The sequence below is a fragment of the Nocardia sp. NRRL S-836 genome (assembly GCF_001279525.1).
Lineage (GTDB): Bacteria > Actinomycetota > Actinomycetes > Mycobacteriales > Pseudonocardiaceae > Lentzea.
Map to the genome: position 1 here is coordinate 1 of NZ_LGDY01000150.1, position 20,864 is coordinate 20,864.

Below are 20,864 nucleotides of genomic sequence, written 5' to 3' on the forward strand. Positions count from 1 at the left end.
GTCAGGCGTCGGCACCCTGCACACGGCCGTCTACCTGCCCGCGGAAGGCAGCGTGACGTTGTTGTGGCCCAACGAGATCAGGTCGTGGACGTTCGACGTCTTCGAGCCCGCGGAGATCGAGGTCCCGCACCGGGCCGATCTGACGCCGTGAGCACGCGGACCTGTCCTTTCGCGGCTGTCCTGAGGGGAGCCCGCTAGACTGGCTCGCGTGGGCGTCTCCCTCTACTACACGGCTCGCCGCGCGGTCCCGCTGACCGACGCCGAGCTCACGGCCGTCGGCCAGGTCGTCGAGACCTACAACGCGAACGCGCCGTTCGGCCTCGAAGAAGAAGGGCTGTGTCTCTACGACCGGCTGGATCCGGGAACGGCGCTCAACGGATCGACCAAGCTGCCCGCCGTGGACGACCGGGCGGTCCCGTCGCTCGTGCACTGGCTGGCCGCGGTCACCGCGTTGCGCGGCGTGGTGGCGGACGCCGACTGGACCTTCACCCTCGACGACTACGAGATCGAGTGGGACGACCACGCCGGCTACCACCTCCCCGGCCTCGACGACTGACCCGCGAGGCCCGGTTGGGCCGGACACCGCGGCGCACGGGCGAGCTTGGTCCATCCGAACCCATTCCGTGGATTTATCGCGAGACAGCTGGCACACTCGGTGGTGCCGGGATTTCGGCTCAGGTATTGGGGACCTGGGTCAGCCCGCGTCACTGGGGGAAGTACAAATGAATCATTTGCGACGTTTCACGTCCGTTGCCGCCGCGGCCACGCTCTTCACGAGCCTCGCGGTCGCGGCGCCGTTCACGGCTTCCGCTGACGTCGGACCCGCGACCGCGGGCGACTGCCAGCGGGGTGCCAACGGGTTCGTCGACATCCCGAACAACCAGTCCGGCCGTGCCATCGACCCGCAGACGGGGCCGGCCACCATCCTGACCCTGCAGTTCGCCAACATCGCGGGCGCGAACAGGGGTTACGCCAAGCTCACCACCGCTGCCGGGCCGATCTTCTTCGGCGGCGGCGAGCAGGTCTGGATGGACTGGTCGCAGGACAACGGCGCGCACTGGCTCCAATGTGGACCGTTCACCGCGAGGCAGGGCACGGACCAGATCACCTCGGCCGCCAAGAACACGGATCCGTCGCCGAGGTGGAAGTTCCGCGCCGGCGCGTGGGTCGACAACCGCATGTACCTGACGGGCTGGCACTAAACGCTGAAGGTCGCGCGCGGCAGGAAGAACGCGCGTGACGGCGGTCGCGTCGTCGAGGAGTTCCGCAACGCTGACTTCCTCGGATGCGATCCGCGAGTTCAGTCTGACCCGGTGCGGGTGTCCGAGATCGTGTCGATCTCGGACACCCGCACCGAGCAGTTCATACGATCGGCAATGTGTCCGGCGCCTCCGATAGGAGCCCGCCTGCGTCAGGCGGCAGCGCTCACCCGCCGAACAGGTCCCAGCGGTTGAGGTACTGCTCCACCTGGCCGGCCGCCACGTCCGGCGGCGTGACGTAGAAGGCGGGGATGTCGCTGGAGAGGTCGACGAACACCAGCGCTCGTGCGCCCTCGGTGTCCTGCTGGGTTACCACGGCGCATCGGGCGTTCCTGGGCGGTGCGGCGGGTGAACACGCGGGCGAGGTTGCCGCCGAGCGGCGAGGAGTTCTACCTGCGCTGACGGGTTCGCGGGCCCGCGCCACCGGCCCAGGGGAACCGCGCTTTCAGCGGTCGAGCAGTTCCATGAACCGTTCAAGCATCATGTTCCGGTACTCCTCCGGGCTCCACCCGCAGTCGCGCACCAGCAGCGTGTACGCGCTGTGCTGCGCGGTGACCCAGCACAGGTCGACCGTGCGGTCGAGGTCGTCGGGAAGCCGGCAGAGCCCCCACTCCACCAGGCGGCGGATCAGGCGGCGGCCTTCCTCCCGCATGTCCTCGATCTTCTTGCGGTAGGCGGCGGCGAGCACCCGTGAGCCGTGATGCTCACGTGGGACGTCTCGCACGTCTTCGGTGACGCCATCCCCGACCAGCACGCGCTGATCCAGCAGTTGCTGGCCGAGGACCCGGACGCGGTGGTCGTCGCCGAGCTGATGTTCCTCGGCGGCCTGCCGTCGCTGCACGGCACCGGCGTCCGGCCGCGCCGCTGGATCGGCGTCAGCATCTCCCCGCTCTACCACCCCAGCGACGACACCACGCCGTTCGGCCCGGCACCCGCTGCGCCGGGCACCGACCAGGTCGAGGCCAACCGCGCTGTGAACGCGGGTCTCGCCGCCGCGCTGTCCGGCGCGGGCGAGTACCTCGAACGCGTGGTCAACGGGCTCGGCGCGACCGGGGTCACCATGCCGGACTACTTCGCCGCGATGTACACCGAGCCGGACGAGGTGCTGCAGCTGACCGTGCCGGAGTTCGAGTTCCCCCGCTCCGACCTGCCGGAGAACCTGCTGCGGTTCGTCGGGCCGCTGCCGCCGGTCGCTCCTGAGGGCTGGACCGAACCCGCCTGGTGGTCCGAGCTGGACGGCGACCGCCCGGTCGTCATGGTGACGCAGGGCACGCTGGCCAACGACGACCTCTCCGAACTGGCCGAGCCGACGCTGGCCGCGTTCGAGGACAAGGACGTCCTGGTGGTGGCCGCGCTGGGGCGTCCGGCCGCCGCTCTGACCGGTCCCGTGCCGGCGAACGCCGTCATCGAGGAGTTCGTGCCGTTCGACCGGCTGCTGCCGCGTGCGGACGTGTCGTCACCAACGGCGGCTATGGCGCCACGCAGCAGGCGCTCGCGGCGGGCGTTCCGGTCGTCGTGGCGGGCCAGACCGAGGACAAGCCCGCGATCGCCGCACGTGTCGGACTGCTCGGCCTCGGCATCGGCCTGCGGACCCAGCGTCCGAAGCCGGAGGAAGTGGCCGGTGCCGTCCGGCAGATCCTGACCACACCGTCCTACCGGGACAGGGCGGTCGAGCTGTCACGGGCGTACGGGAAGGTCGACGGTCCGCGACTGATCGTGGAGGTCGTCGCGGACGCCTTGCGGAAGTGAGACGTCGGCGGGCGCGGTCGCACAGTCCTTGATGGACACCCCGTGCTCAAGGCAGCACGCGATCGGAGGCACCGCAGGTGTCACCCGTCCTCGGGAACGGCCGGGGCCGACGACCACGCAGAGGCGCATCGGGCACGTCGTCAGGAGGTTCTTCGCGGCCGACCACAACCTGAACGCGTGGTGTTTGGACACAAATCCGATGTAGCGGTCAGTCACTGTTAGCGTGCGGAGAGCAACGTCACCTAGCACGGAGGGCTCGATGAAACGCCTTGTCACCGCAACGCTGGCCACGCTCGCCGCGACCGGTCTCCTCGGCTCCGCGGCCTCTCCGGCACAGGCAGCGGAGGGCCGGGTGGCGGTGTTCTCGACCGAGGTCACGCCGGTCGCGGTGTACGAGGACCCCAACGGCTGCACCACGCTCCCGCCCGACGCGCACGTGCTGGTCAACCTGACCGACACCGAGGTCGTCGTGTACGGCGACCCGTTGTGCCTGACCCCCGGCGTGGCCGTCGCGCCGGGGTACGGGTCCCACGTGACCCCCGGAAGCGGCTCGTTCTCCGTCGAGGGATGACCGGCCGGGAAAGAGCACGCGTGGCTGTCGATCTTGTCGTGGTCGGCGTCGGCTACGTCGGCCTGCCGCTCGCCGCCGAGGCCAGCGCCGCCGGGTTGTCGGTGGTCGGGTACGACACCTCGCCGGAGGTGGTCGCCGCGGTGGCCGAGGGGCGGTCGCACGTGCTCGACGTCTCGACGGATCAGCTGGAAGCCATGCGGGCCAGGGGGTTCACCGTCACCGCCGACCCGGCGGTGTTGAGCGAGGCCGAGACGATCGTGATCTGCGTGCCCACCGGGCTCGACGCCGGTGGCGGGCCGGATCTGTCCGCGGTGCGTTCCGCTGCCGCGACCATCGCCGAGCACCTGCGGCCGGGCACGTTGGTCGTGCTGGAGTCCACGAGCTATCCGGGGACCACCGACGAGGTCGTCCGGCCGATCCTGGAACGGCACGGGCTGGTCGCGGGCGAGGACTTCCCGCTCGGGTACTCGCCGGAGCGGATCGACCCCGGCAACCCGCGGTTCGGCGTGCGCAACACACCGAAGATCGTCAGCGGCCACACTCCCCTGTGCGCCAAGCACTGCGCCACGTTCTACGGGCAGTTCGTCGACACGGTGGTGGTGGCGCGCGGCACCCGTGAGGCGGAGATGGCCAAGCTGCTGGAGAACACGTACCGGTACGTGAACATCGCGCTGGTCAACGAGATCGCGGTGTTCTGCCACGACATCGGCGTGGACGTGTGGGACGTGCTGCACTGCGCGGCGTCCAAGCCGTTCGGGTTCGCGCCGTTCGTGCCCGGTCCCGGTGCCGGCGGGCACTGCATCCCGGTCGACCCCCGGTACCTGCTCGACAAGGCCGATCGGGAGGGCGCCCGGCTGGGTGTGGTGCGCGCGGCGCGGCAGGTCGACGACCGGATGCCGTCCTATGTGGTCGAACGCCTGACGCGGATGCTCGCCGAGCACGGCAGGCCGTTGCGGGGAACGGAGGTGCTGCTGCTCGGCGTCACCTACAAGGCCGGTGTGCCGGACACCCGTGAGTCCGCCGCGGTGCGGGTCGCCCTGGCCTTGCGTGCGCTCGGCGCGGTCGTGACCTATCACGACCCGGTGGCCGGTGTGGTGCCCGAGCTCGGGCCTCCCGTGCGCGATCTCGGCACGGCGGTGCTGACCGCGGACGCGGTCGTGCTGCTCGTCGCTCACCGCGACTACGACCTCGGCCGGCTGGCGAAGGCCGCCCGGCTGTTCTTCGACGTGACGGGCCGCGTTCCCGGAGAGGAGGTCGTGCGTCTATAAGCGTGCCCGCCGCAGGGATGCCCGCCGGGTGAGCCCGGCGGGCGGACATCAGTTCCACTGAACTTCCGTGACAAGGAGTGTGCCCGAATGACCGCCGCAACGACCTCCACTGCCAAGAACGACCGGCTCAAGAAGCGTTTCGCGAAGTGGGACGTCGACCACAACGGCCGGATCGAGAAGTCCGACTACGAGGCGGAGGCCCGCCGGATCATCGACGCCTTCGGCGAGGACCCCGCGTCGCCGCAGGCGCGTGCGCTGATCGACTCGTTCAGGAGCATGTTCGAGTACCTGGCGAACAAGGCGGGCGTCGGGCCGAACGGCGCGATGTCCGAGGAGCAGTTCATCGAGGTGGCCGAGGCGCAGATCTTCGAGGACGGCGACTCGGGGTTCAACCGGGTCGTCCGTCCCACGATCGCTGCGATCGTCGGGATGTGCGACACCGACGGCGACGGTGAGGTGAGCCCGGCGGAGTTCGGCAAGTGGCTGAAGGCCGTGGGTGTTGACTCCTCCACCGCGGACGAGGCGTTCCGCAAGATCGACGCCAACGGCAACGGCAAGCTGACCGTCGACGAGCTCGTGTACGCCGTGCGCGACTACCACATGGGCAAGCTGGACGTGCCGCTGCTCGGCAAGTGACCGCGCGGTGACAGGGGCCCCAGGCGGATTCGCCTGGGGCTCCTTCCTGCTGTGGTCAGCCGGATCGGGTGAACCGCACGCCCAGTTCGGGTTTCAGGCCGAGGTCCGGCCCGGTGCGCGGCCGCGGCACGTGGATGAGGATGTTGTAGTGGTTGGGGAAGTGGCAGCCGTCGAACCCGAGCACCGTGCCCACCAGGACCCCGCCGATCCACACCTCGTCACCGCGGTCGATCACGCCCGCGCAGCCGATCTCGGCGAAGCCGAGGAACCCGACCCGGTCGATCCGCGCGCCGGGCGCGGTGTCGTCGTGGTCGGTGGTGACCAGCTCGTGCACCTCGCCCTCACGCACGCAGCGGCTGGCGAACGGTTCCAGGCTCATGCCGCGGTCGTCGCGCTGGTGCACCAGGACCTTCACGACCGTGCCGACGACCTCCCGCTTCGGCCCGTCCTCACGCATGCGTCTCCCTCCGGTACACATCGTCCACAACGGACAGTGCGGCCAAGCCGCCGTCGGACCACGCCGGTCCCTGCCGGACGGCCCGCGCGAACTCGCGCAGCACGCCCTCGTACTCGTGCCGCAGCGACTCCTTGAACTCCCCGTAGCCGGCCAGCATGTCCGCCTGCAGCACCGATCCGTCGGCCAGCCGGATCTCGACGTCCTTGACCTCGCCGGGGAACGACCAGTCGAGCTGCACGCTGGCACGGTCGAGCTCCAGCACCGCCTGCCGGTCGACGCCGGTGTCGTCCCGGTCGATCCGGGCGCCGCGCAGTGTCACCGGCCCGAGGAAGAGCCGGACCAGGTCGAGCGCGTTGGGGCCGTTGTCCGCGACGCAGCCTCCACCGCAGCGCTCGGCGTCGAGGTACCAGCGGTCGTGCCCGACGTGCTCCTCGATCTGTTCGAGGTACCGCACGGTCATCGATTCGATCGTCGCGTCGCCGACCTTGTCGCGCAGCGCGAGCACGTTGCTGTTGTAGCGGCGGTGGAACGCGGTGAACAACGCGACCCGCTGCCGCGCGGCCAGGTCGGCGAGGTCGCGGCCGTCGGCCAGGGTGGTGGCCAGCGGTTTCTCCACGCACACCGGCAGTCCGGCGGTCAGCACGTCCCGGCACACGGTGGCGTGCACGTCGTTCGGCGCGGTGACGACGACCGCGTCCAGGCCGCCCGCGGCCAGCAGCTCGCGGTGGTCGCGGTAGCCGGGCACCGCGTGACCCGACAGCGCCGCGGGATCACGATCACAGACGGCGGCGAGGGTGAAGTCCGGGGACTTCTCCAGTGCGGCCAGGTAGAAGCGGGAGATCACTCCGAGCCCGACGACGCCGAGCCGCATCACGCGTGCACCCCCATCGACACCGACCGCAGCTCCTCGAACAACGCGCGCGGCACGGGCACACCGTGTTCGCGCAACCGTGCCGCCCGCTCCCCCTCGCGCCAGCCGGGGTAGGACACCGGGGCGGCCGGGTCGAGCGCGGGCCAGCCACGCACCGCGGCGAAGAGCGACGCCGCGTCGGTGGCGAAGCCCGTGCGCAGCAGGTCCGGCGCGATCGCGATGGCCAGCACGCCGATGTCGTCGTCGCGGTCGCCGTCGGCGGACAACGCGCCCAGGGCCGCGCCGGACACCAGCGCGGCGAGCACCTCGACCAGCAGCCCCAGCCCGAAACCCTTGTAGGCACCGGTGTCCGGGTCGCCGCCCAGCCACAGCAGGTGGGCGTCGCCCCGGTCGAACGCCGCCGGGTCGGTCACCGGCGTGCCGTCGGCGGCGGCCAGCCAGCCCGGTGGGATCGGCTTGCCCGCGCGGGCCGCGGCGCGCACCCGGCCGGTCGGCACGACGGTGGTGCTCATGTCCAGCACGAACGGGTGCGCGTCGCCCGCGGGACAGGCCAGCGCGAGCGGGTTCGTGCCCAGCATCGGGGTGGCGCCGCCGGGTGGGCGGGCGATGCGCTGGCCGCCGCAGTTCGACGCGATCAGGCCGATCATGCCGTGCGGCACCGCCCGTGCGGCGTGATGGCCCGCGCAGCCGATGTGGGTGGCGCCGCGCAACGACACCATCGCGATGCCGTGCCGAGACGCCCTGGCACAGGCCAGTTCCATGGCATGGCTCGCCGACCACAGACCGAGAGTGCGCCGGGCGTCGGCGAGCACGCACGCGCCCAGGTCGGTCTGAACCACCATGTCGGCCACGGGATCCGTGCGGCCGTCGTCGAACAGCGGGAGGTACAACCGGGTGAGGTTGACCAGCCCGTGCGACGTCATGCCGGTCAGCTCGCCGTGGCACAGCGCCTCGGCGGCGATCACGGCCCGGTCGGCGGGCATCCCCCTGCCGGTGAACACAGCGGCCACTGTGGACAGCAAAGTCCCGTAGGGCACCAGAACCGTCATGCTCCTCCATCCCTGGTGAACCGCAGCACGATGTCGCGCACGACGTCGCTGAACCGGTCGAGCTCGGCCATGTCGGCGAACTCGCCTCGTGCGTGGGCGTTGTTGGCGCCGAGCGAGCCCGGCCCGAGCACAGTCGTCCGGGTGCCCGGCACGTCGGCGAGCCAGATCGCGTCGCAGGTGAAGGCCGGTTCGCCGGCGGGCCACCGGGGCACGACCGCGTCCAGCAACGGGATGTCCTGCGCGGGCAGTGCCGGCAGGCCGCGCTTGGCCCACCGCAGGCTGGTGATCGCCGCGGCGTCGGTGGCGGTGCGGTGGAAGGTGGGCACGTGGCGGAAGCGTGCGGTGAACTCGGCGAGCCCGGTCCGCAGGCCGGTCTCCAGGGCCGCGCTCATGGTCCGCTCCGCTTCGGCGCAGTCGTAGGCCATGTTCAACAGCAGCTCACCACTGCCGTAGACCCGGTTGTGCAGGCGGCCGGTGTGCAGGCCCGCCACGCACACCTGGCCGCGCGGCGCGAGATCGGCCGCGAGGTGCTGGGCGAGGAAGCCGAGCAGCACCGTGGCGTTGTGGCCGCGGTGCGGCTCGTCGTCGATCGCGTCGTCGCCGTCGACCCGCACTACCGCCGTCATGGCCGCGGTGCAGCGCGGCAGGTGCCGCAGCCCGGTCGGCTCGCAGAAGATGTTGAGGGCGCCGTGGAAGCCGGCCTCGACGAGCGGCCGGGTGCCGAAGGTGCCCATGGCGCCGCCCTCCTCGCCGGACACGGCCTGGACGAGCACCCCGGCGTCGCGGCCGACCGCCGGGTCGGCGGCGAGCGCCGCGCGGATGCCGGCGAGCATGGCGACGGCGGGGCCCTTGGCGTCGATCGCGCCACGTCCGTGGAACCTGGTGCCCTCGAAGCCCGCCGGTTCGAACGGCGCCACGGTGTCGAGGTGCACGTTGAACATCACGGCGGGGTCGGCGGGCCCGAGCCGGAGCACGAGACTCGGCTGACAGGCCAGGAACTCCGGGCCGACGTGCCGCAGGGCCTCCGGCACGCCAGGACGGTGGAGCACCGCGGGTGAGGGTGCGGCGAGGTGCGCGACGTGGAAGCCGACGTCGGCCGCCGCCAGGGCGAAGACCTCCATCGCCTCCCACAGGTGCACCTCGGCCGTCGTCTCCAGCGGACCGGCGGTCGGCAGGCCGAGCAGGCGGAGCAGCAGCTCCCGGTCCGCAGCGATCACCGGAGGAGGTCCGCCATCGCCCGGCCGGCCGCGAGGAACGACGGCACCGCGTCCGCGGCGAGCTCGCCCGGCTCGTGCGGGCGCAGGGCGAGGTGCGGTTCCAGTGACCAGGCACCGACGTAGCCGTTGGCCCGCAACAGCTTCACGCAGTCCGCCACCCGTGCGGCCCCCTCGCCGGGGATCGTGAACCCTTGCGCGTCCGCGTCCTTGACGTGCACGTGCTCGACGTGGCCGACGATGTCACCGAGCAGGTCGTAGCCGTCGTACCCGTGCGCGACGCCGTTGCCGGTGTCGAACAACAGCTTCAGCGCCGGGCTCGCGACCGCGTCGAGCAGGTCGAGCATCCGCTCGGCGCTGGTGCCCGCCCAGCCGGAGCAGTTCTCGTGCAACAACGTCACGCCGGCGGCCTCGGCCCTGCGGGTGAGCGCCGTGATCCGGGTGAGCACCCCGGTGCGCCAGTCGGGGTCGCTCAGGCCGTCGTTGGGGTACGACATGATCCGGAGGTACCGGGTGCCGATGGACCTGGCCCGCCGTATGAGCACGTCGAGCTCGGCGAGGTCCTGCTCGAAGCCGGCCGTGATCGGACGGGCCCAGTTGCCGATCCGCGAGGCCAGGCAGATCACCCGCATCCCCTGGTCCGCCAGCATCGTCGCCGCCGCGTCGAACCGGGCGTCGGTGAGGTCGGCGACGGCCAGCCGGTCGACCGTGCGCAGCTCGATCGCGGTCCAGCCCAGCTCGGTGAGCACCTCGACCTGGGTGGCGAGGTCGTGTGCCGCCTCGTCGGTGATGCCCGCCAGCACCGGGTCAGCCGGCATGGCCCACCGTCGCGTGGCCGGTCCTCGGGCGCGGCCCGGGCACCACCGGCTCCGCGCAGATGTTCTTGGCCACGGACAGCAGCTGCACGACCTCGGCGGCGAAGTTGAACCCGCGCGTCTGCTCACCGCCCGCCTGGAACTTGCGGTAGGCCTGGATCATCCACCCGGTCAGCGAGTCGTCGCGCAGCACCTGGTGCTCGCTGCGGCCGTTCGCCCGCAGGGTCAGCTGCGAGTGGTCGTCGTCATCGCTCACCGCGAAGTGCCCGACCGCGCTGCCGTGCGCGAACTCGATGGTGATCCGCCGCTCCCGCACCGGGCAGGTGAGGTCGGAGCTGATCTCGGTGCGCACGCCCGAGTTGTGCCGCAGCCGGATGCTCGCGCCGCCCATCCGAGGGCTGAACTGACCGTCCACCTCCAGATCGGTTCCCACCGCGTGGGTGACCCGTGCGGCACCGGCCAGCCGCAACGCGAGCGCGACACCGTGCGGCAGCTCGACGTCGAACGCCGTCGGATGCCCCGGTGCGGCGAACGAGCGGCGGAACCGCGGCTTGTTCTGCACGATGCTGATGGACTTCGGGGCACCGAACAGCCCGGAGCGGGTCAGCCCGACCAGCCGCCCGGTGAGCGAGCTGGTGAGCCACGGCTCGACGACCTCGATGTGCAGCCGGTGCTTGCGCCGCACCCGGATGATCCGGGCGAGGTCGTCGGCGTCGGACGCGAGCGGCTTCTCGACGATCAGGTTGCGGAAGCCGAGCTCGGCCAGTTCGGTGATCACCGCGTGCCGATCGGTCGGCGGAGTGCAGACGTGCACCACGGTCCGGGCCGGATCGAGTGCGCCGGCCGCCGCAGCGATGCTCGGCGTGGTGACGAGACCGGGCCGGTGCGGCGGCCTGCGGCGCGGGTCGCACGCCACGACGTCCTGAGCGCCGAAGAGCTGCGGCTCGCACGACCGCGCTTTCGCGAGCACCGGAAGGTGCAGGCCTGCTCCGGCGCGGCCGAGTCCCACCACGAGTGACTGCACGGTTGAGCCCCATCTTCGAGCAGCGGTTCAGGCCGATTTCGACGCTAGCCGCCGAGGGCGCACGGGTGTCAATGCCCGCCACTCGTTCTTGACCAGGAAGAGTGAACCGGAGGACCGGTCTGATCACGTGCCCTAGTGTCGGAAACGGTCATTCCCGCCGGAGGTGAGTACGCTGTCGGTTCCTTTCCACACGCAGTCCGCCACATTCGCGGAACTGTGGCCCACCACCCGTCGGCACATTGTCGACGTCATCAAGAATGGCAAGTACTCACACGGTCACAAGGTCGCCCGGCTGGAGTCCGCGCTGGCCGCCTACACCGGCGCCCGCTACGTCATCGGGGTCAACAGCGGCACGGACGCCCTGGTCCTCCTGCTGCGCGCTGCCGGTCTGCGGCCGGGCGACGAGGTGGTCGTGCCCGCCTTCTCGTTCATCGCGTCCGCGTCGTCGGTCGTGCTCGCGGGCGGCCGTCCGGTCTTCGCCGACATCGAGCCCGACGGGTACGGCATCGACCCCGCCTCGGTGGCCGCCGTCGCCGGTGAACGCACCCGGTTCGTCATGCCGGTGCACCTGTTCTCCCAGCTCGTGGACGTTGACGCACTGCTCGGCGTCGCCCGGCGGCTCGGCCTCACGGTGGTCGAGGACAGCGCCGAGGCGATCGGCATGCGGCACCGCGGCACGCACGCCGGCCTGCTCGGGGCGGGCGGTGTGCTGTCGTTCTTCCCCACGAAGACGCTGGGCGCGATCGGTGACGCCGGCGCCGTGCTCACCGACGACCAGCGCATCGCGGGCCTGGTCGACGCGTTGCGCCACCACGGCCGGTTCGGCCGCACGATCGACAACTTCCCCGGTATCTCGACCGAGACCGGGCTGCCGGGGATGAACAGCAAGATGGACGACATCCAGGCCGCGGTGCTGCTCGCGAAGCTCACCCGGCTGGACGCCGACATCGCCCGCCGCGCGCAGCTCGCCGCTCACTACACGGACCTGCTCACCGGACTGCCGGGCGTCCGCAGACTGCCCGCGGCCCGTCCCGGTGGCGTGTTCTACGTGTACGTGATCGAAGCCGAGGACCGCGACGGGCTGGCCGCACACCTCTCGGCGCAGGGTGTGCAAACCGAAATCTATTACCCGCTACCGCTACACCTGCAGCCTTGTTTCCGCGACCTGGGACATCGTCCGGGTGATTTCCCGAATGCCGAGGCGGCGTGCCGGCACACCATCGCACTGCCCCTTTATCCGGACATGTCCGAGGCGGACGTGGAGAAGGTGTGCCGCTCAATTCACGACTTCTACCGGGGCCGGTCATGACCCTGCCGTTCTTCCCGCCCGATCTCTTCGACGACGAGCAGGACACGCTGCTGGACATCGTCGAGAGCATCGGCCTGGCACCGGAGCAGAAGTTCATCCTCGGCGCGCACACCACCCGGTTCGAGGAGGTCGTCCGCGACTCGGTGGGTGCCGCCGACGCGATCGCCTGCGGCAGCGGCACCGCGGCGCTGACACTGGTGCTGCGCGCCATGGGCGTGGGACCCGGCGACGAGGTGGTCGTGCCCGCGTTCGGCTGCGCGCCGCTCGCCGCCGCCCCGGCGATGCTCGGGGCCGTCCCGGTGTTCGCCGACGTCGACCCGTGGACGACGGTCGCCGATCCCGCCGAGGTCGACCGGCTGATCTCCCCGCGCACCAAGGTGGTCATGCCCGCGCACATGTTCTCGGTGATGGCCGACATGCCCGCGATCCGCGCGATCGCCGACGCCGCGGGGGTCCGCCTGCTCGAAGACGCCGCCGTCGCGCAGGGCGGCGTGCTCGGCGGCACGCCCGCCGGCCTGTGGGGCGATGCGGGCGTCTACTCGTTCGTGCAGGTCAAGACGTTCGGCATGCCGGGCGAGGGCGGCATGGTCGTCACCGCCGACCCCGAACTCGGCGCGATGGTGCGCATGTTGCGCAACCACGGCCAGGACGGCAGGACGCGGTTCGTGCACCACCACATCGGCTACAACAGCCGGTTCGACGAGATCATGGCCGCGTTCCAGCTGCACCGCTTCGCCACGCTGCCGCACCGGCTCGAACGCAGGGCGCGCATCGGCGAGTACTACACCGAACGCTTCGGCGAACTGGCCGGCTGCGGGGTGCTCGCGCCACCGCCGGCCGTCGACGGCCGGTGCTACTACGTGTACTCGTTGCTCGTTGAACGCCGGGACGCCTTGCGCGACCACCTCGCCGGACAGGGCATCGGGTCACACGTCTACTACCCGGCGGCACTTCCACGCCAGCCCGCGTTCGCCCCGTACGCCCGCGGCGGTGCCTGGCCCGCCGCCGAAGCGGCCGCGCGGCGCACGCTGGCCATCCCCATCTACCCGCACCTGACCGATGCGCAGGTGGAACACATCGCCGACGCGGTGTGCCGATTCGCCAAGGAGTCGTGATGAAGGTCCAGGCAACGCAGGTCCCCACGGCGCACGAGAGAGCGGACGAGCGGTGCAGGCGGGCCGGTCTGGCCCATGTCGTGCGTGCGTCGCAACGGGCCGGGCTCGCCGAGGCCAAGAGGTTCGACGTCGCCCTGCTGCCGGGTTCCCGGCCGGTCGAACGGCGTGAGCTGACCCGCGGCGGCGACCGCTCGTTCGCCGCCCTGATCGCGGTGGAGGACCCACGATGACGACGTTCGCAGCGACTACGCGCACCCGCGGCACCGCGTACTTCCGGCTCGCGAAGCTCGACATCCTCGACTACTACCTCGGTGTGGCCGTGGTGTGGACGTTGCTCGTCCCCGCGCTGCGGTTCGACGCGGGCGTGCTCGTCACCACCGGGGTGTTCCTGCTGGGCGAGGTGTTCGTGATCTCCGCGATGGTGGCGCTCGACGACCTCACCGGCTACCGCGACGGCAGCGACGTCACCAACTACTCCCCCGACGACCCCGCCCGCAGGCGGTACCGCAAGCCGCTGGTGGCGGGCACGCTGACCGAGGAGCAGGTGCTGCGGTTCGCCCTGGTGACCGGGGCGGTCGGCGCGCTGCTCTGGACAGCCGCCATCGCGATCGCCCCGCACACTCCACTCTGGACGGTGGTGCTGATCGCCGTCACGTACTTCTTCTCGCTGCAGTACTCCTGGGGTGTGAAGCTGAGCTACCACGGCTTCCAGGAGTTCTTCCTCGCCGGGCTCGGCTGGGCGCTGGTGCTCGCGCCGTACGGCCTCGCCACCGGCCGGCTCGACGGCTTCGTGCTGGCCCAGGCACTGCTGTTCGGGCTGGGGCCGTTGCTGTTCGGCGTGTACTCCAACACCAACGACGTGGCCGGCGACCGGTCGGTCGGCAGGCCCACCGTCGCGGCGCTGACCTCGCCGCGCGGCAACATGTTCTTCGTCGTCGCGGTGTCGGCGGCCGAACTCGCGCTGATCGCGGCGGTGCCCGCGCTGGGCGGTCCGTGGTGGTTCCCGCTCGCGCTGGCGCCGACGATCGTGCTGCGGTGCGGGCAGGTGTGGATCGGGTTCGGCCTGCACGACATCCTGCGGGCCAGGGCGCTCGGCATCCGCATCCACCGGATCACCGTGCTGGCGCTGGTCGTCGTGAACCTGGTGGTGCTCACGTGACCGACCTCGACGTCGCCGTGATCGGTGCCGGCGTCGCCGGGCTGACCACCGCGTTCCGGCTCGCGTCGGCGGGCAGGCGGGTGCGGGTGTTCGAGGCGGCCGACGTCGTGGGCGGGCGGATGACCACGGTGCGGGAGGACGGTTTCCTCATCGACACCGGCGCCGAACAGATCCCGACCACCGGCTACCCGCAGACGTGGAGCCTGCTCGGAGAGCTCGGCATCGGCCGCGAGCAGGTGCCCAGGATCGGGCGGGGCATCGCGCTGTGGCGCGGCCGGGCACGGCCGGGGGTGGCGAGCACGCGCGGCCTGCTCACCGGCGCGGGCCTGTCCGTGCGGGCGCGACTGGAGCTGCTGCGGTTGCTGCGCGGGCGGTTCGACCTGGAACGCCCGGAGGACTCGACGCACGCGACGGTCGCGCAGGCGTGCCGGGGTGACCTGCTGGACTATCTGTGCCAGCCGGTGGTGTCGGGGTTCTTCGGCTGGGACGCCTCGCGGTCCGCCATCGCACCGTTCCTCGCGCTGCTCACCTCGATCGGCCCGGCGTCGACCTGGCGGACCTACCGCGACGGCATGGACACCCTGGCCCGCGCACTCGCCGAGCGGGTGGACGTCACCACCTCGGCTCCGGTCGAGCGGGTGGTCGACGACGGTTCCTCGGCCCGGATCTTCGTGCGGGGCGCCGAGCTCAGCGCCCGCTCGGTCGTGCTGGCGGTGCCCGCCCCGGTGGTCCGCCGCGTGTACCCGGAGCACGGGTCGGAGTTCATCGACGCGTGCTCGTTCTCGGTCGTGGTGAAGGCGCACCTGCTGCTCGACCGGCCGCTGGGCCGCCGTGACTACGTGGTGGTCGTGCCGACCGCGGAGAACGGCACGGTCGCCACGATCATCTTCGACCACCTCAAACACCCCGGCCGCGCGCCGGAGAACCGGGGCCTGGTCACCGTCATGGCTCATCCCTCGGTCGCCGCGGAGCTGCTGGGGGCACCGGACGCGGAGGTGGCGGCGCGGCTGGTCGACGCCGCGGAACGCCTGGTGCCCGGACTGCGCGCGGCGGTCGGCAGGGTGGTCGTGCGGCGGTTCCGGCACGCGCTGCCGGAGGCGACGCCGCGGGCACTCGCGTTGCGCTCGGGGTTCGAGGCGGGGCTGGGCGGCGGGGCCGTCGACTACGCGGGCGACTGGGTGTACCTGAGCCCGTGCAGCGAGGCGGCGGTGCGCTCCGGCGTGCGCGCGGCGCGGCGCCTGGCCAGGAAGGAGGAGCGGGTGTGAAGCCGCACGACATGGGGACGTTGTTCGAACAGTGCGCCGAAGCGGCCACGACCGTGCACCTGGACCGGCCGTTCGACCTCGCGCCCGGCAGGGGTGACACGTTCACCATCGCGCAGCTCGCCGAGCTGGTGCTCGACGCCGCGGGGTGGTTGTCGGAGGCCGGGGTGCGGCCCGGTGACCGGGTCGCCGTCGTCAAGCGCAACCACTGGGACTACGACCTGCTGGCGTGCGCGGCGGTGCGGCTCGGCGCGGTGCCCGCGCTGCTGTCCGGCCACCTGCCGGACGACACGCTGGAAACGCTGGTGAAGCGACTCGACCCGGTGCTCGTCGTCACCGACCGGGAGGTGAGCGCGCCGAGAGTGCTGCGGCTCCACGAGTTCACCGCCTGCCTGCCACCTCCGCCCCACCGCAGGCACGACGACGACCCGTTGATCATCAACCACACCTCCGGCACCACCGGCGTGCCCAAGCTCGTCGTGCACACCACCCGGACGATCATCGACCGGCTCGCGCGACCGGAGTCGGTGCGCTGGCCGCTCGTCGGCACCCGGCGCGACGACGTGATGGGCAACGCCAGCTCGTACGCCCACGGCCGCACGTTCTGCTGGACCGCGTCGGCGCTGTGCCTGGCACCGCGGGAGATCGTGCTGCTCAGCGACGCGTCCTCGGCGGAACGGGTATTCGGCGAGCACCCGCCGACCGTGCTGGAGGCGCTGCCGTCGGCCTACGTGCGCTGGCGGTCGCTCGCCACCGGGCCGGACAACCCGTTCCACGCGGTCCGCCGGTTCGTCAGCACCTACGACGCGATGCACCCGCCGGTCATCCGGACGATGCTGCGCGCGTCGCACCGCAGGCGTCCACTGTGGATGCAGGGTTGGGGGCAGACCGAGACCGGGCCGCTGTCGTTCCGGTTCCTCACCCGGCGCACCGCGCACACGACCCGTGACCTGGGCAGGCCGCTGCCGGGGATGGCGAGGTTGCGTGTGGTCGACCCGCAGACGCTGGCACCTGTGCCGCGCGGGACCGCGGGCCTCGTGCTCGCCCGCACCCGTGCCCGGTGCACGGGCTACGTCGGAGAGCAGGACCGCTGGGACACCAAGGCGGACGGGCCGTGGTGGAACACCGGCGACCTCGGCATCGTGAGCCGCACCGGCCGGGTGACGCTGCTGGACCGCGAGGTGGACACGGTGGCGGGCCTGAGCTGCCTCGCCGTGGAGGACGCGGTCGAGGACCGGCTGCCCGAGGTGGCGGAATGCGTTCTGCTCGCCGCGTCCGGACGGCGGCCGATTCCCGTGGTGGTGACCGACACCGGGCTCGACCCGGCCGAGTGGCGGCGTGCGGTCGCCGACCTGCCGCCGATGGCCGAGCCGGTGGTGCTGCGCTGGGACGACGTGCCGCGGACCGCGACCGGCAAGGTGCGGCGACTCGAACTGCTGGCGCGACTGGTGGGCGCCGCCGACACCAACAGCCAGGGGAGGTGGACGTGACCACGACCTACGTGTTCGACAACCACAGCGTGCACGCGACCGAACAGCACCGGTGCCTCAGCGAGGCCTACGACCCGATCACGCTGGCCCGGCTGGCCGAGACCGGTGCCGGTCCCGGCTGGCGCTGCCTGGAGGTCGGCGCGGGCGGCAGCAGCGTCGCGCACTGGCTCGCCGCGCGGACCGGCTCGGTGCTCGCCACCGACATCAAGCCGGAGCACGTCGCACCGGCGCGCGGGCTCACGGTCCTGCGGCACGACGTCGTGCACGACCCGTTGCCGGACAACGAGTTCGACCTCATCCACGCGCGGCTGGTGTTGCAGCACATCCCGGAACGCGAGGCCGTGCTGCGCAAGCTGGTGCGCGCGTTGAAGCCCGGCGGGTGGTTGCAGGTCGACGAGTTCGACATCTCCTACGGCCCGGTGCTGCTCGCGCCGGACGAACGGGCGGCCGCACTGTACGAGACGTTCCTCGCGGCCAAGGAGCGGACGTTCCGCGCGGCAGGCGGGGACGGCACGTGGGGCAGGCGAGCCGCCGCGTCGATGGTGGCCGCGGGTCTCGTCGACGTCGACCCGGTGCCCGCGCTGGTCCCGTGGCGCGCGGGATCACCGGGTGTGCGGCTGCTGGTGCACCACACGCACCACCTGCGGGACAAGCTCATCGCGGCGGGCATGACCGACGAGCAGCTCGCCGACGTCCGCGCGGTGATGGCGGACCCGCAGTTCCGAGCGTCGTCCTGCGTCATCTACTCGGTGCACGGGAGGCGGCCGGCGTGACGCTCTCGCTCGACGCGGTGTCGGTGTCCGTGGCGGGACCGGTCGACCTGCCGCTGACGGGAGAACAGGACGTCCAGGCCGCGTGCGGGATCATGCACGTGCACGGCCGCCGGTTCGGCCGCCCGACGCCGCTCGGCTTCGACTACGCCTCGATCATCGCGGCGGAGCTGGCCGGACTGGGCGCCCAGGCCCTGGAGCTGGCCCAGGCAAGGGGAATTCCGCTGCACGCGGTGTCCACCTCGCTGGCGCAGGGCGCTCTGCTCGCCGTCGCCCAGTACCTCGCGGCGGCGACAGCGGACGACCCGGACGAACCGCAGTCCCCCGGCGGACCGCCGTTCCGCTCGGCCGACCGTGTCGCGTTCGAGATCGAGGCGCTCGATCCGGCGGTGTGGCAACGGTTCTGGGCCGCGCTCGGCGCGGACGACCGGGCCGTGTCGCGGGGGTGGCGGCCGTTCCTGCACCGGTTCGCGACCGCGACCTGTCCGCTGCCCGGCTTGGCCGAGGTCCTGGCTGCGCACCCGATCGCGCGGATCACCGACGTCGCCCGCCGCACCGGCATGACCCTGGTGCGGGTGTCGGACCAGCCGGTGGATCACCTGCCCGCGTTCGTGCTCAGCGGCACCGGTGGCGGGCACCCGCGTGGCCGTCCGGCCGGGCTGCTCCCGCTGTCCGGGCTGGTGGTGCTGGAGTCGTGCCGCCGGGTGCAGGGACCGCTGGCCGGGCACCTGCTGCGGCTGCTGGGGGCGACCGTGCTGCGGATCGAGCCGCCGGGCGGTGACCCGTCCCGCTGGGTGCCGCCGATGGCCGGTGACACCTCGGCCCGGTTCCACGCGCTCAACCGGGGCAAGGACGTGGTCGAGATCGACCTGGGCACCCCCGGTGGACGCCGGGAAGCCCTCGACCTCGCGGCGACCGCGGACGTGTTCCTGCACAACTGGGCGCCGGGCAAGGCGGAGCAGTGGTCGTTGCGGCCGGCCGATCTCGCGCGGGTCCGGCCCGGGATCGTGTACGCGCACGCGTCGGGCTGGGGTGCCGAGCTCGGCCCGAACCCGCCGCTGGGAACGGACTTCGTCGTGCAGGCCCACAGCGGGGTTCCGCCCACGCTCATGACCGTCGTCGACGTGTTCGGCGGCGTGGTGAGCGCGCACGGGATCGTGGCCGCGCTGACGAGCGGCGCCACGCGGGTGGACTCGTCGCTGTTGTCGGCGGCCGGCACGCTCAACGCCCGCTCGTGGCACCGGTGCGCCGAACCGCTGACCGTGCCGGTGTGCGACGACCTCGCCGCGCTCGGCGCGGATCCCCGCTTCGCCGGTGCCCTCGTCCGGGACGGCTGCGTCCTGGTCCGCTCGCCGTGGGAGTTCACGTCATGACGTGGGTGTCCGCCACCGGGACGGTCCTGCGCGACCTGGTCCCCGCCGCACTGCGCCGCGACTGGGTGGCCCGCGGGTACTGCCCGGACCGCGACCTGCACTCGCTGTTCCGCGACCGGGTGCGGGAACACCCGGACCGCACGGCGCTGGTCGACGACGAGGGGCCGCTCACGTACGCCGAGCTGGACCTGCTCGTCCGGGCGCTCGCCGACCGGCTGCCGTACGGCGTCACCGACATCATCGGTGTCCAGGAGCCCGACGGGCGTGCCGCCGTCGTCGCCGAGCTGGCCGTGCTCGCCGTCGGCGCGGTGGTGTTGCCGCTCCCCTCCGGCGCCGAGGCGTTGCTCGCCCGCGCCGGTGCGAGCGCCGTGATCGCCGATGGGGTGGTGAGCGGGAGGGAAGGTGTCCGCACCGCGCAGCACGGACGTCCTCACCCGGAGGCGCCCGCGAAGATCCTGCTGTCGTCCGGCTCGGAAGCGGAGCCGAAGATGGTCGCCTACTCGCACAACGCTTTCGCCGGTGGGCGGGCCAACTACGTGCGTGCCGTGCACGGCGGCCATCCGGCACCGCGCGACCTGGTCCTGGTCTCGCTCACGTCGTCGTTCGGCTCGTTCGGCGTGCCGATCACGTTGTGCTGCCTGGGTGGCACGCTGATCGTGACCCGGCGGTTCGCGCCGGACACCGCGCTGCGGCTGATGGCCGAGCACCGCCCGACGCACGTGTTCGCGGTGCCGACGATGTGGCGCCGGCTGGCGGACCACCCCGCCGTGCCCGAGGTCTCCGGCCTGGCCGCGCTGGTGTCGAGCGGTGACGTGTTGCCTCCGGGAACGCTCGCCGCGTGCCGCGCGCGTTTCGGCGTCGACGTGGTCACCGTCTACGGCTCGTCGGACGGCGTGAACTGCCACACGACGACACCGGAGAACGGTGTGGGCGTTCCGGACCCCGCGGTGTGCGACATCCGGATCGTCGACGGCGAGATCTGCGCGCGGGGCCCGATGACGCCGCTGTGCCACGTCGGCGCGCCCGAGCTGGACGCCCGCCACCGCCTCGACGGCGGCTGGGTGCGCACCGGCGACTGCGGCCACTTCGACGGCACGGGCCGGCTGCACGTCACCGGCAGGGCGAAACGCGTCGTGATCCGCGGTGGCTACACGATCAGTCCCGCCGAGGTGGAGCTGGCGATCGGCGGGCACCCGGCGGTGGGCGAGGTCGCGTGCGTGCCGGTACCGGACTTCGAGATGGGCGAACGGCTGTGCGCGATCGTGACCACCCGCGGCGGACAGCGGCTCGACCTCCCCGATCTCACCGCGTACCTGTCCGCGCACGGGCTGGCCAGGACCAAGCTGCCCGAGTTCCTGCTCACCGTGCCCGAGCTGCCCGTGGGCCGCACCGGCAAGGTCTGCCACCGCACACTGGCGCGGTTCGCCGCCGACCGGTGTGGAGCGCCTGCGTGACACCCCGTGGCCACCTGGG

At 72.1% G+C, this 20,864-nt stretch carries 23 protein-coding genes; 15 read left to right on the forward strand and 8 right to left on the reverse strand.

What is annotated here, in order from left to right:
* Positions 1-208 precede the first annotated feature (208 nt).
* Together ADL03_RS40475 and ADL03_RS40480 are read left to right on the forward strand one after the other, a co-directional pair.
* Entirely contained in the window at positions 209-556 is a 348-nt protein-coding gene (locus ADL03_RS40475) for a hypothetical protein (RefSeq protein WP_053738954.1), read from the forward strand.
* Between the two features lie 166 nt (positions 557-722).
* Complete coding sequence (locus ADL03_RS40480; RefSeq protein ID WP_157529704.1) at positions 723-1,202, forward strand: hypothetical protein; 480 nt, start codon at positions 723-725, stop codon at positions 1,200-1,202.
* A gap of 223 nt (positions 1,203-1,425) precedes the next feature.
* Here the strand turns inward: ADL03_RS40480 and ADL03_RS47765 are convergent, their stop codons facing one another.
* Both ADL03_RS47765 and ADL03_RS40485 read right to left on the reverse strand, forming a co-directional pair.
* The gene (locus ADL03_RS47765; RefSeq protein ID WP_157529705.1) at positions 1,426-1,575 is read right to left on the reverse strand and encodes a hypothetical protein; all 150 of its coding nucleotides are present in this window, start codon (positions 1,573-1,575) and stop codon (positions 1,426-1,428) included.
* A 129-nt stretch (positions 1,576-1,704) separates the two neighbouring features.
* Positions 1,705-1,947, reverse strand: coding sequence for a hypothetical protein (locus tag ADL03_RS40485; RefSeq protein ID WP_053738956.1), 243 nt, complete (start codon positions 1,945-1,947; stop codon positions 1,705-1,707).
* Between the two features lie 533 nt (positions 1,948-2,480).
* On the opposite strand from ADL03_RS40485, the gene ADL03_RS50950 reads away from it, so the two are divergent.
* The 4 genes from ADL03_RS50950 to ADL03_RS40505 all read left to right on the forward strand — a co-directional run bounded on the left by ADL03_RS50950 (position 2,481) and on the right by ADL03_RS40505 (position 5,483).
* A complete protein-coding gene (locus tag ADL03_RS50950; protein WP_369809079.1) occupies positions 2,481-3,008 on the forward strand; it encodes a glycosyltransferase in 528 nt (175 codons plus the stop codon).
* A gap of 259 nt (positions 3,009-3,267) precedes the next feature.
* On the forward strand, positions 3,268-3,579 hold the full coding sequence (locus ADL03_RS40495) for a hypothetical protein (RefSeq protein ID WP_053738958.1): 312 nt from the start codon (positions 3,268-3,270) through the stop codon (positions 3,577-3,579).
* Positions 3,580-3,599: 20 nt separating this feature from the next.
* The gene (locus ADL03_RS40500; protein ID WP_231642822.1) at positions 3,600-4,847 is read left to right on the forward strand and encodes a nucleotide sugar dehydrogenase; all 1,248 of its coding nucleotides are present in this window, start codon (positions 3,600-3,602) and stop codon (positions 4,845-4,847) included.
* Positions 4,848-4,934: 87 nt separating this feature from the next.
* Complete coding sequence (locus ADL03_RS40505) at positions 4,935-5,483, forward strand: EF-hand domain-containing protein (protein WP_053738960.1); 549 nt, start codon at positions 4,935-4,937, stop codon at positions 5,481-5,483.
* Between the two features lie 55 nt (positions 5,484-5,538).
* Here ADL03_RS40505 and ADL03_RS40510 read toward each other — a convergent pair whose 3' ends face one another.
* Genes ADL03_RS40510 through ADL03_RS40535 form a run of 6 tightly spaced genes read right to left on the reverse strand, consistent with a single transcriptional unit; the run spans position 5,539 to position 10,913 of the window.
* Positions 5,539-5,940, reverse strand: coding sequence for a hypothetical protein (locus tag ADL03_RS40510; protein WP_053738961.1), 402 nt, complete (start codon positions 5,938-5,940; stop codon positions 5,539-5,541).
* Complete coding sequence (locus tag ADL03_RS40515; RefSeq protein WP_053738962.1) at positions 5,933-6,811, reverse strand: Gfo/Idh/MocA family protein; 879 nt, start codon at positions 6,809-6,811, stop codon at positions 5,933-5,935. Before ADL03_RS40515 ends, ADL03_RS40510 begins: the two co-directional genes overlap by 8 nt.
* Entirely contained in the window at positions 6,811-7,860 is a 1,050-nt protein-coding gene (locus ADL03_RS40520) for an Ldh family oxidoreductase (RefSeq protein ID WP_053738963.1), read from the reverse strand. The genes ADL03_RS40515 and ADL03_RS40520 overlap by 1 nt, the downstream gene beginning before the upstream one ends.
* The gene (locus ADL03_RS40525) at positions 7,857-9,077 is read right to left on the reverse strand and encodes a M20/M25/M40 family metallo-hydrolase (RefSeq protein WP_053738964.1); all 1,221 of its coding nucleotides are present in this window, start codon (positions 9,075-9,077) and stop codon (positions 7,857-7,859) included. The genes ADL03_RS40520 and ADL03_RS40525 overlap by 4 nt, the downstream gene beginning before the upstream one ends.
* Positions 9,074-9,892: a sugar phosphate isomerase/epimerase gene (locus ADL03_RS40530; RefSeq protein WP_053738965.1), complete on the reverse strand. Its 819-nt coding sequence runs from the start codon at positions 9,890-9,892 to the stop codon at positions 9,074-9,076. Before ADL03_RS40530 ends, ADL03_RS40525 begins: the two co-directional genes overlap by 4 nt.
* Positions 9,882-10,913, reverse strand: a complete 1,032-nt coding sequence (locus ADL03_RS40535; RefSeq protein ID WP_053738966.1) for a Gfo/Idh/MocA family oxidoreductase — start codon at positions 10,911-10,913, stop codon at positions 9,882-9,884. Before ADL03_RS40535 ends, ADL03_RS40530 begins: the two co-directional genes overlap by 11 nt.
* Before the next feature lie 163 nt (positions 10,914-11,076).
* Here ADL03_RS40535 and ADL03_RS40540 point away from each other — a divergent pair, with 163 nt between their 5' ends.
* From ADL03_RS40540 to ADL03_RS40580, 9 genes are read left to right on the forward strand one after another with little or no spacing between them, the layout of a single operon-like run.
* Complete coding sequence (locus ADL03_RS40540) at positions 11,077-12,222, forward strand: DegT/DnrJ/EryC1/StrS aminotransferase family protein (RefSeq protein WP_053738967.1); 1,146 nt, start codon at positions 11,077-11,079, stop codon at positions 12,220-12,222.
* The gene (locus ADL03_RS40545; protein WP_053738968.1) at positions 12,219-13,337 is read left to right on the forward strand and encodes a DegT/DnrJ/EryC1/StrS aminotransferase family protein; all 1,119 of its coding nucleotides are present in this window, start codon (positions 12,219-12,221) and stop codon (positions 13,335-13,337) included. The genes ADL03_RS40540 and ADL03_RS40545 overlap by 4 nt, the downstream gene beginning before the upstream one ends.
* A complete protein-coding gene (locus tag ADL03_RS49095) occupies positions 13,337-13,567 on the forward strand; it encodes a hypothetical protein (protein ID WP_053738969.1) in 231 nt (76 codons plus the stop codon). The genes ADL03_RS40545 and ADL03_RS49095 overlap by 1 nt, the downstream gene beginning before the upstream one ends.
* Positions 13,564-14,496, forward strand: a complete 933-nt coding sequence (locus tag ADL03_RS40555; protein ID WP_053738970.1) for a UbiA family prenyltransferase — start codon at positions 13,564-13,566, stop codon at positions 14,494-14,496. Before ADL03_RS49095 ends, ADL03_RS40555 begins: the two co-directional genes overlap by 4 nt.
* Positions 14,493-15,761, forward strand: coding sequence for an NAD(P)/FAD-dependent oxidoreductase (locus tag ADL03_RS40560; protein ID WP_053738971.1), 1,269 nt, complete (start codon positions 14,493-14,495; stop codon positions 15,759-15,761). The genes ADL03_RS40555 and ADL03_RS40560 overlap by 4 nt, the downstream gene beginning before the upstream one ends.
* Positions 15,758-17,248, forward strand: a complete 1,491-nt coding sequence (locus ADL03_RS40565) for a class I adenylate-forming enzyme family protein (protein WP_197289096.1) — start codon at positions 15,758-15,760, stop codon at positions 17,246-17,248. Before ADL03_RS40560 ends, ADL03_RS40565 begins: the two co-directional genes overlap by 4 nt.
* Entirely contained in the window at positions 17,245-18,021 is a 777-nt protein-coding gene (locus tag ADL03_RS40570; RefSeq protein WP_197289097.1) for a class I SAM-dependent methyltransferase, read from the forward strand. Before ADL03_RS40565 ends, ADL03_RS40570 begins: the two co-directional genes overlap by 4 nt.
* On the forward strand, positions 18,018-19,391 hold the full coding sequence (locus tag ADL03_RS40575; RefSeq protein WP_053738973.1) for a CoA transferase: 1,374 nt from the start codon (positions 18,018-18,020) through the stop codon (positions 19,389-19,391). Before ADL03_RS40570 ends, ADL03_RS40575 begins: the two co-directional genes overlap by 4 nt.
* Positions 19,388-20,845 (forward strand): class I adenylate-forming enzyme family protein, encoded by a 1,458-nt coding sequence (locus ADL03_RS40580; protein WP_053738974.1) that lies wholly within the window; start codon positions 19,388-19,390, stop codon positions 20,843-20,845. Before ADL03_RS40575 ends, ADL03_RS40580 begins: the two co-directional genes overlap by 4 nt.
* Positions 20,846-20,864 lie beyond the last annotated feature (19 nt).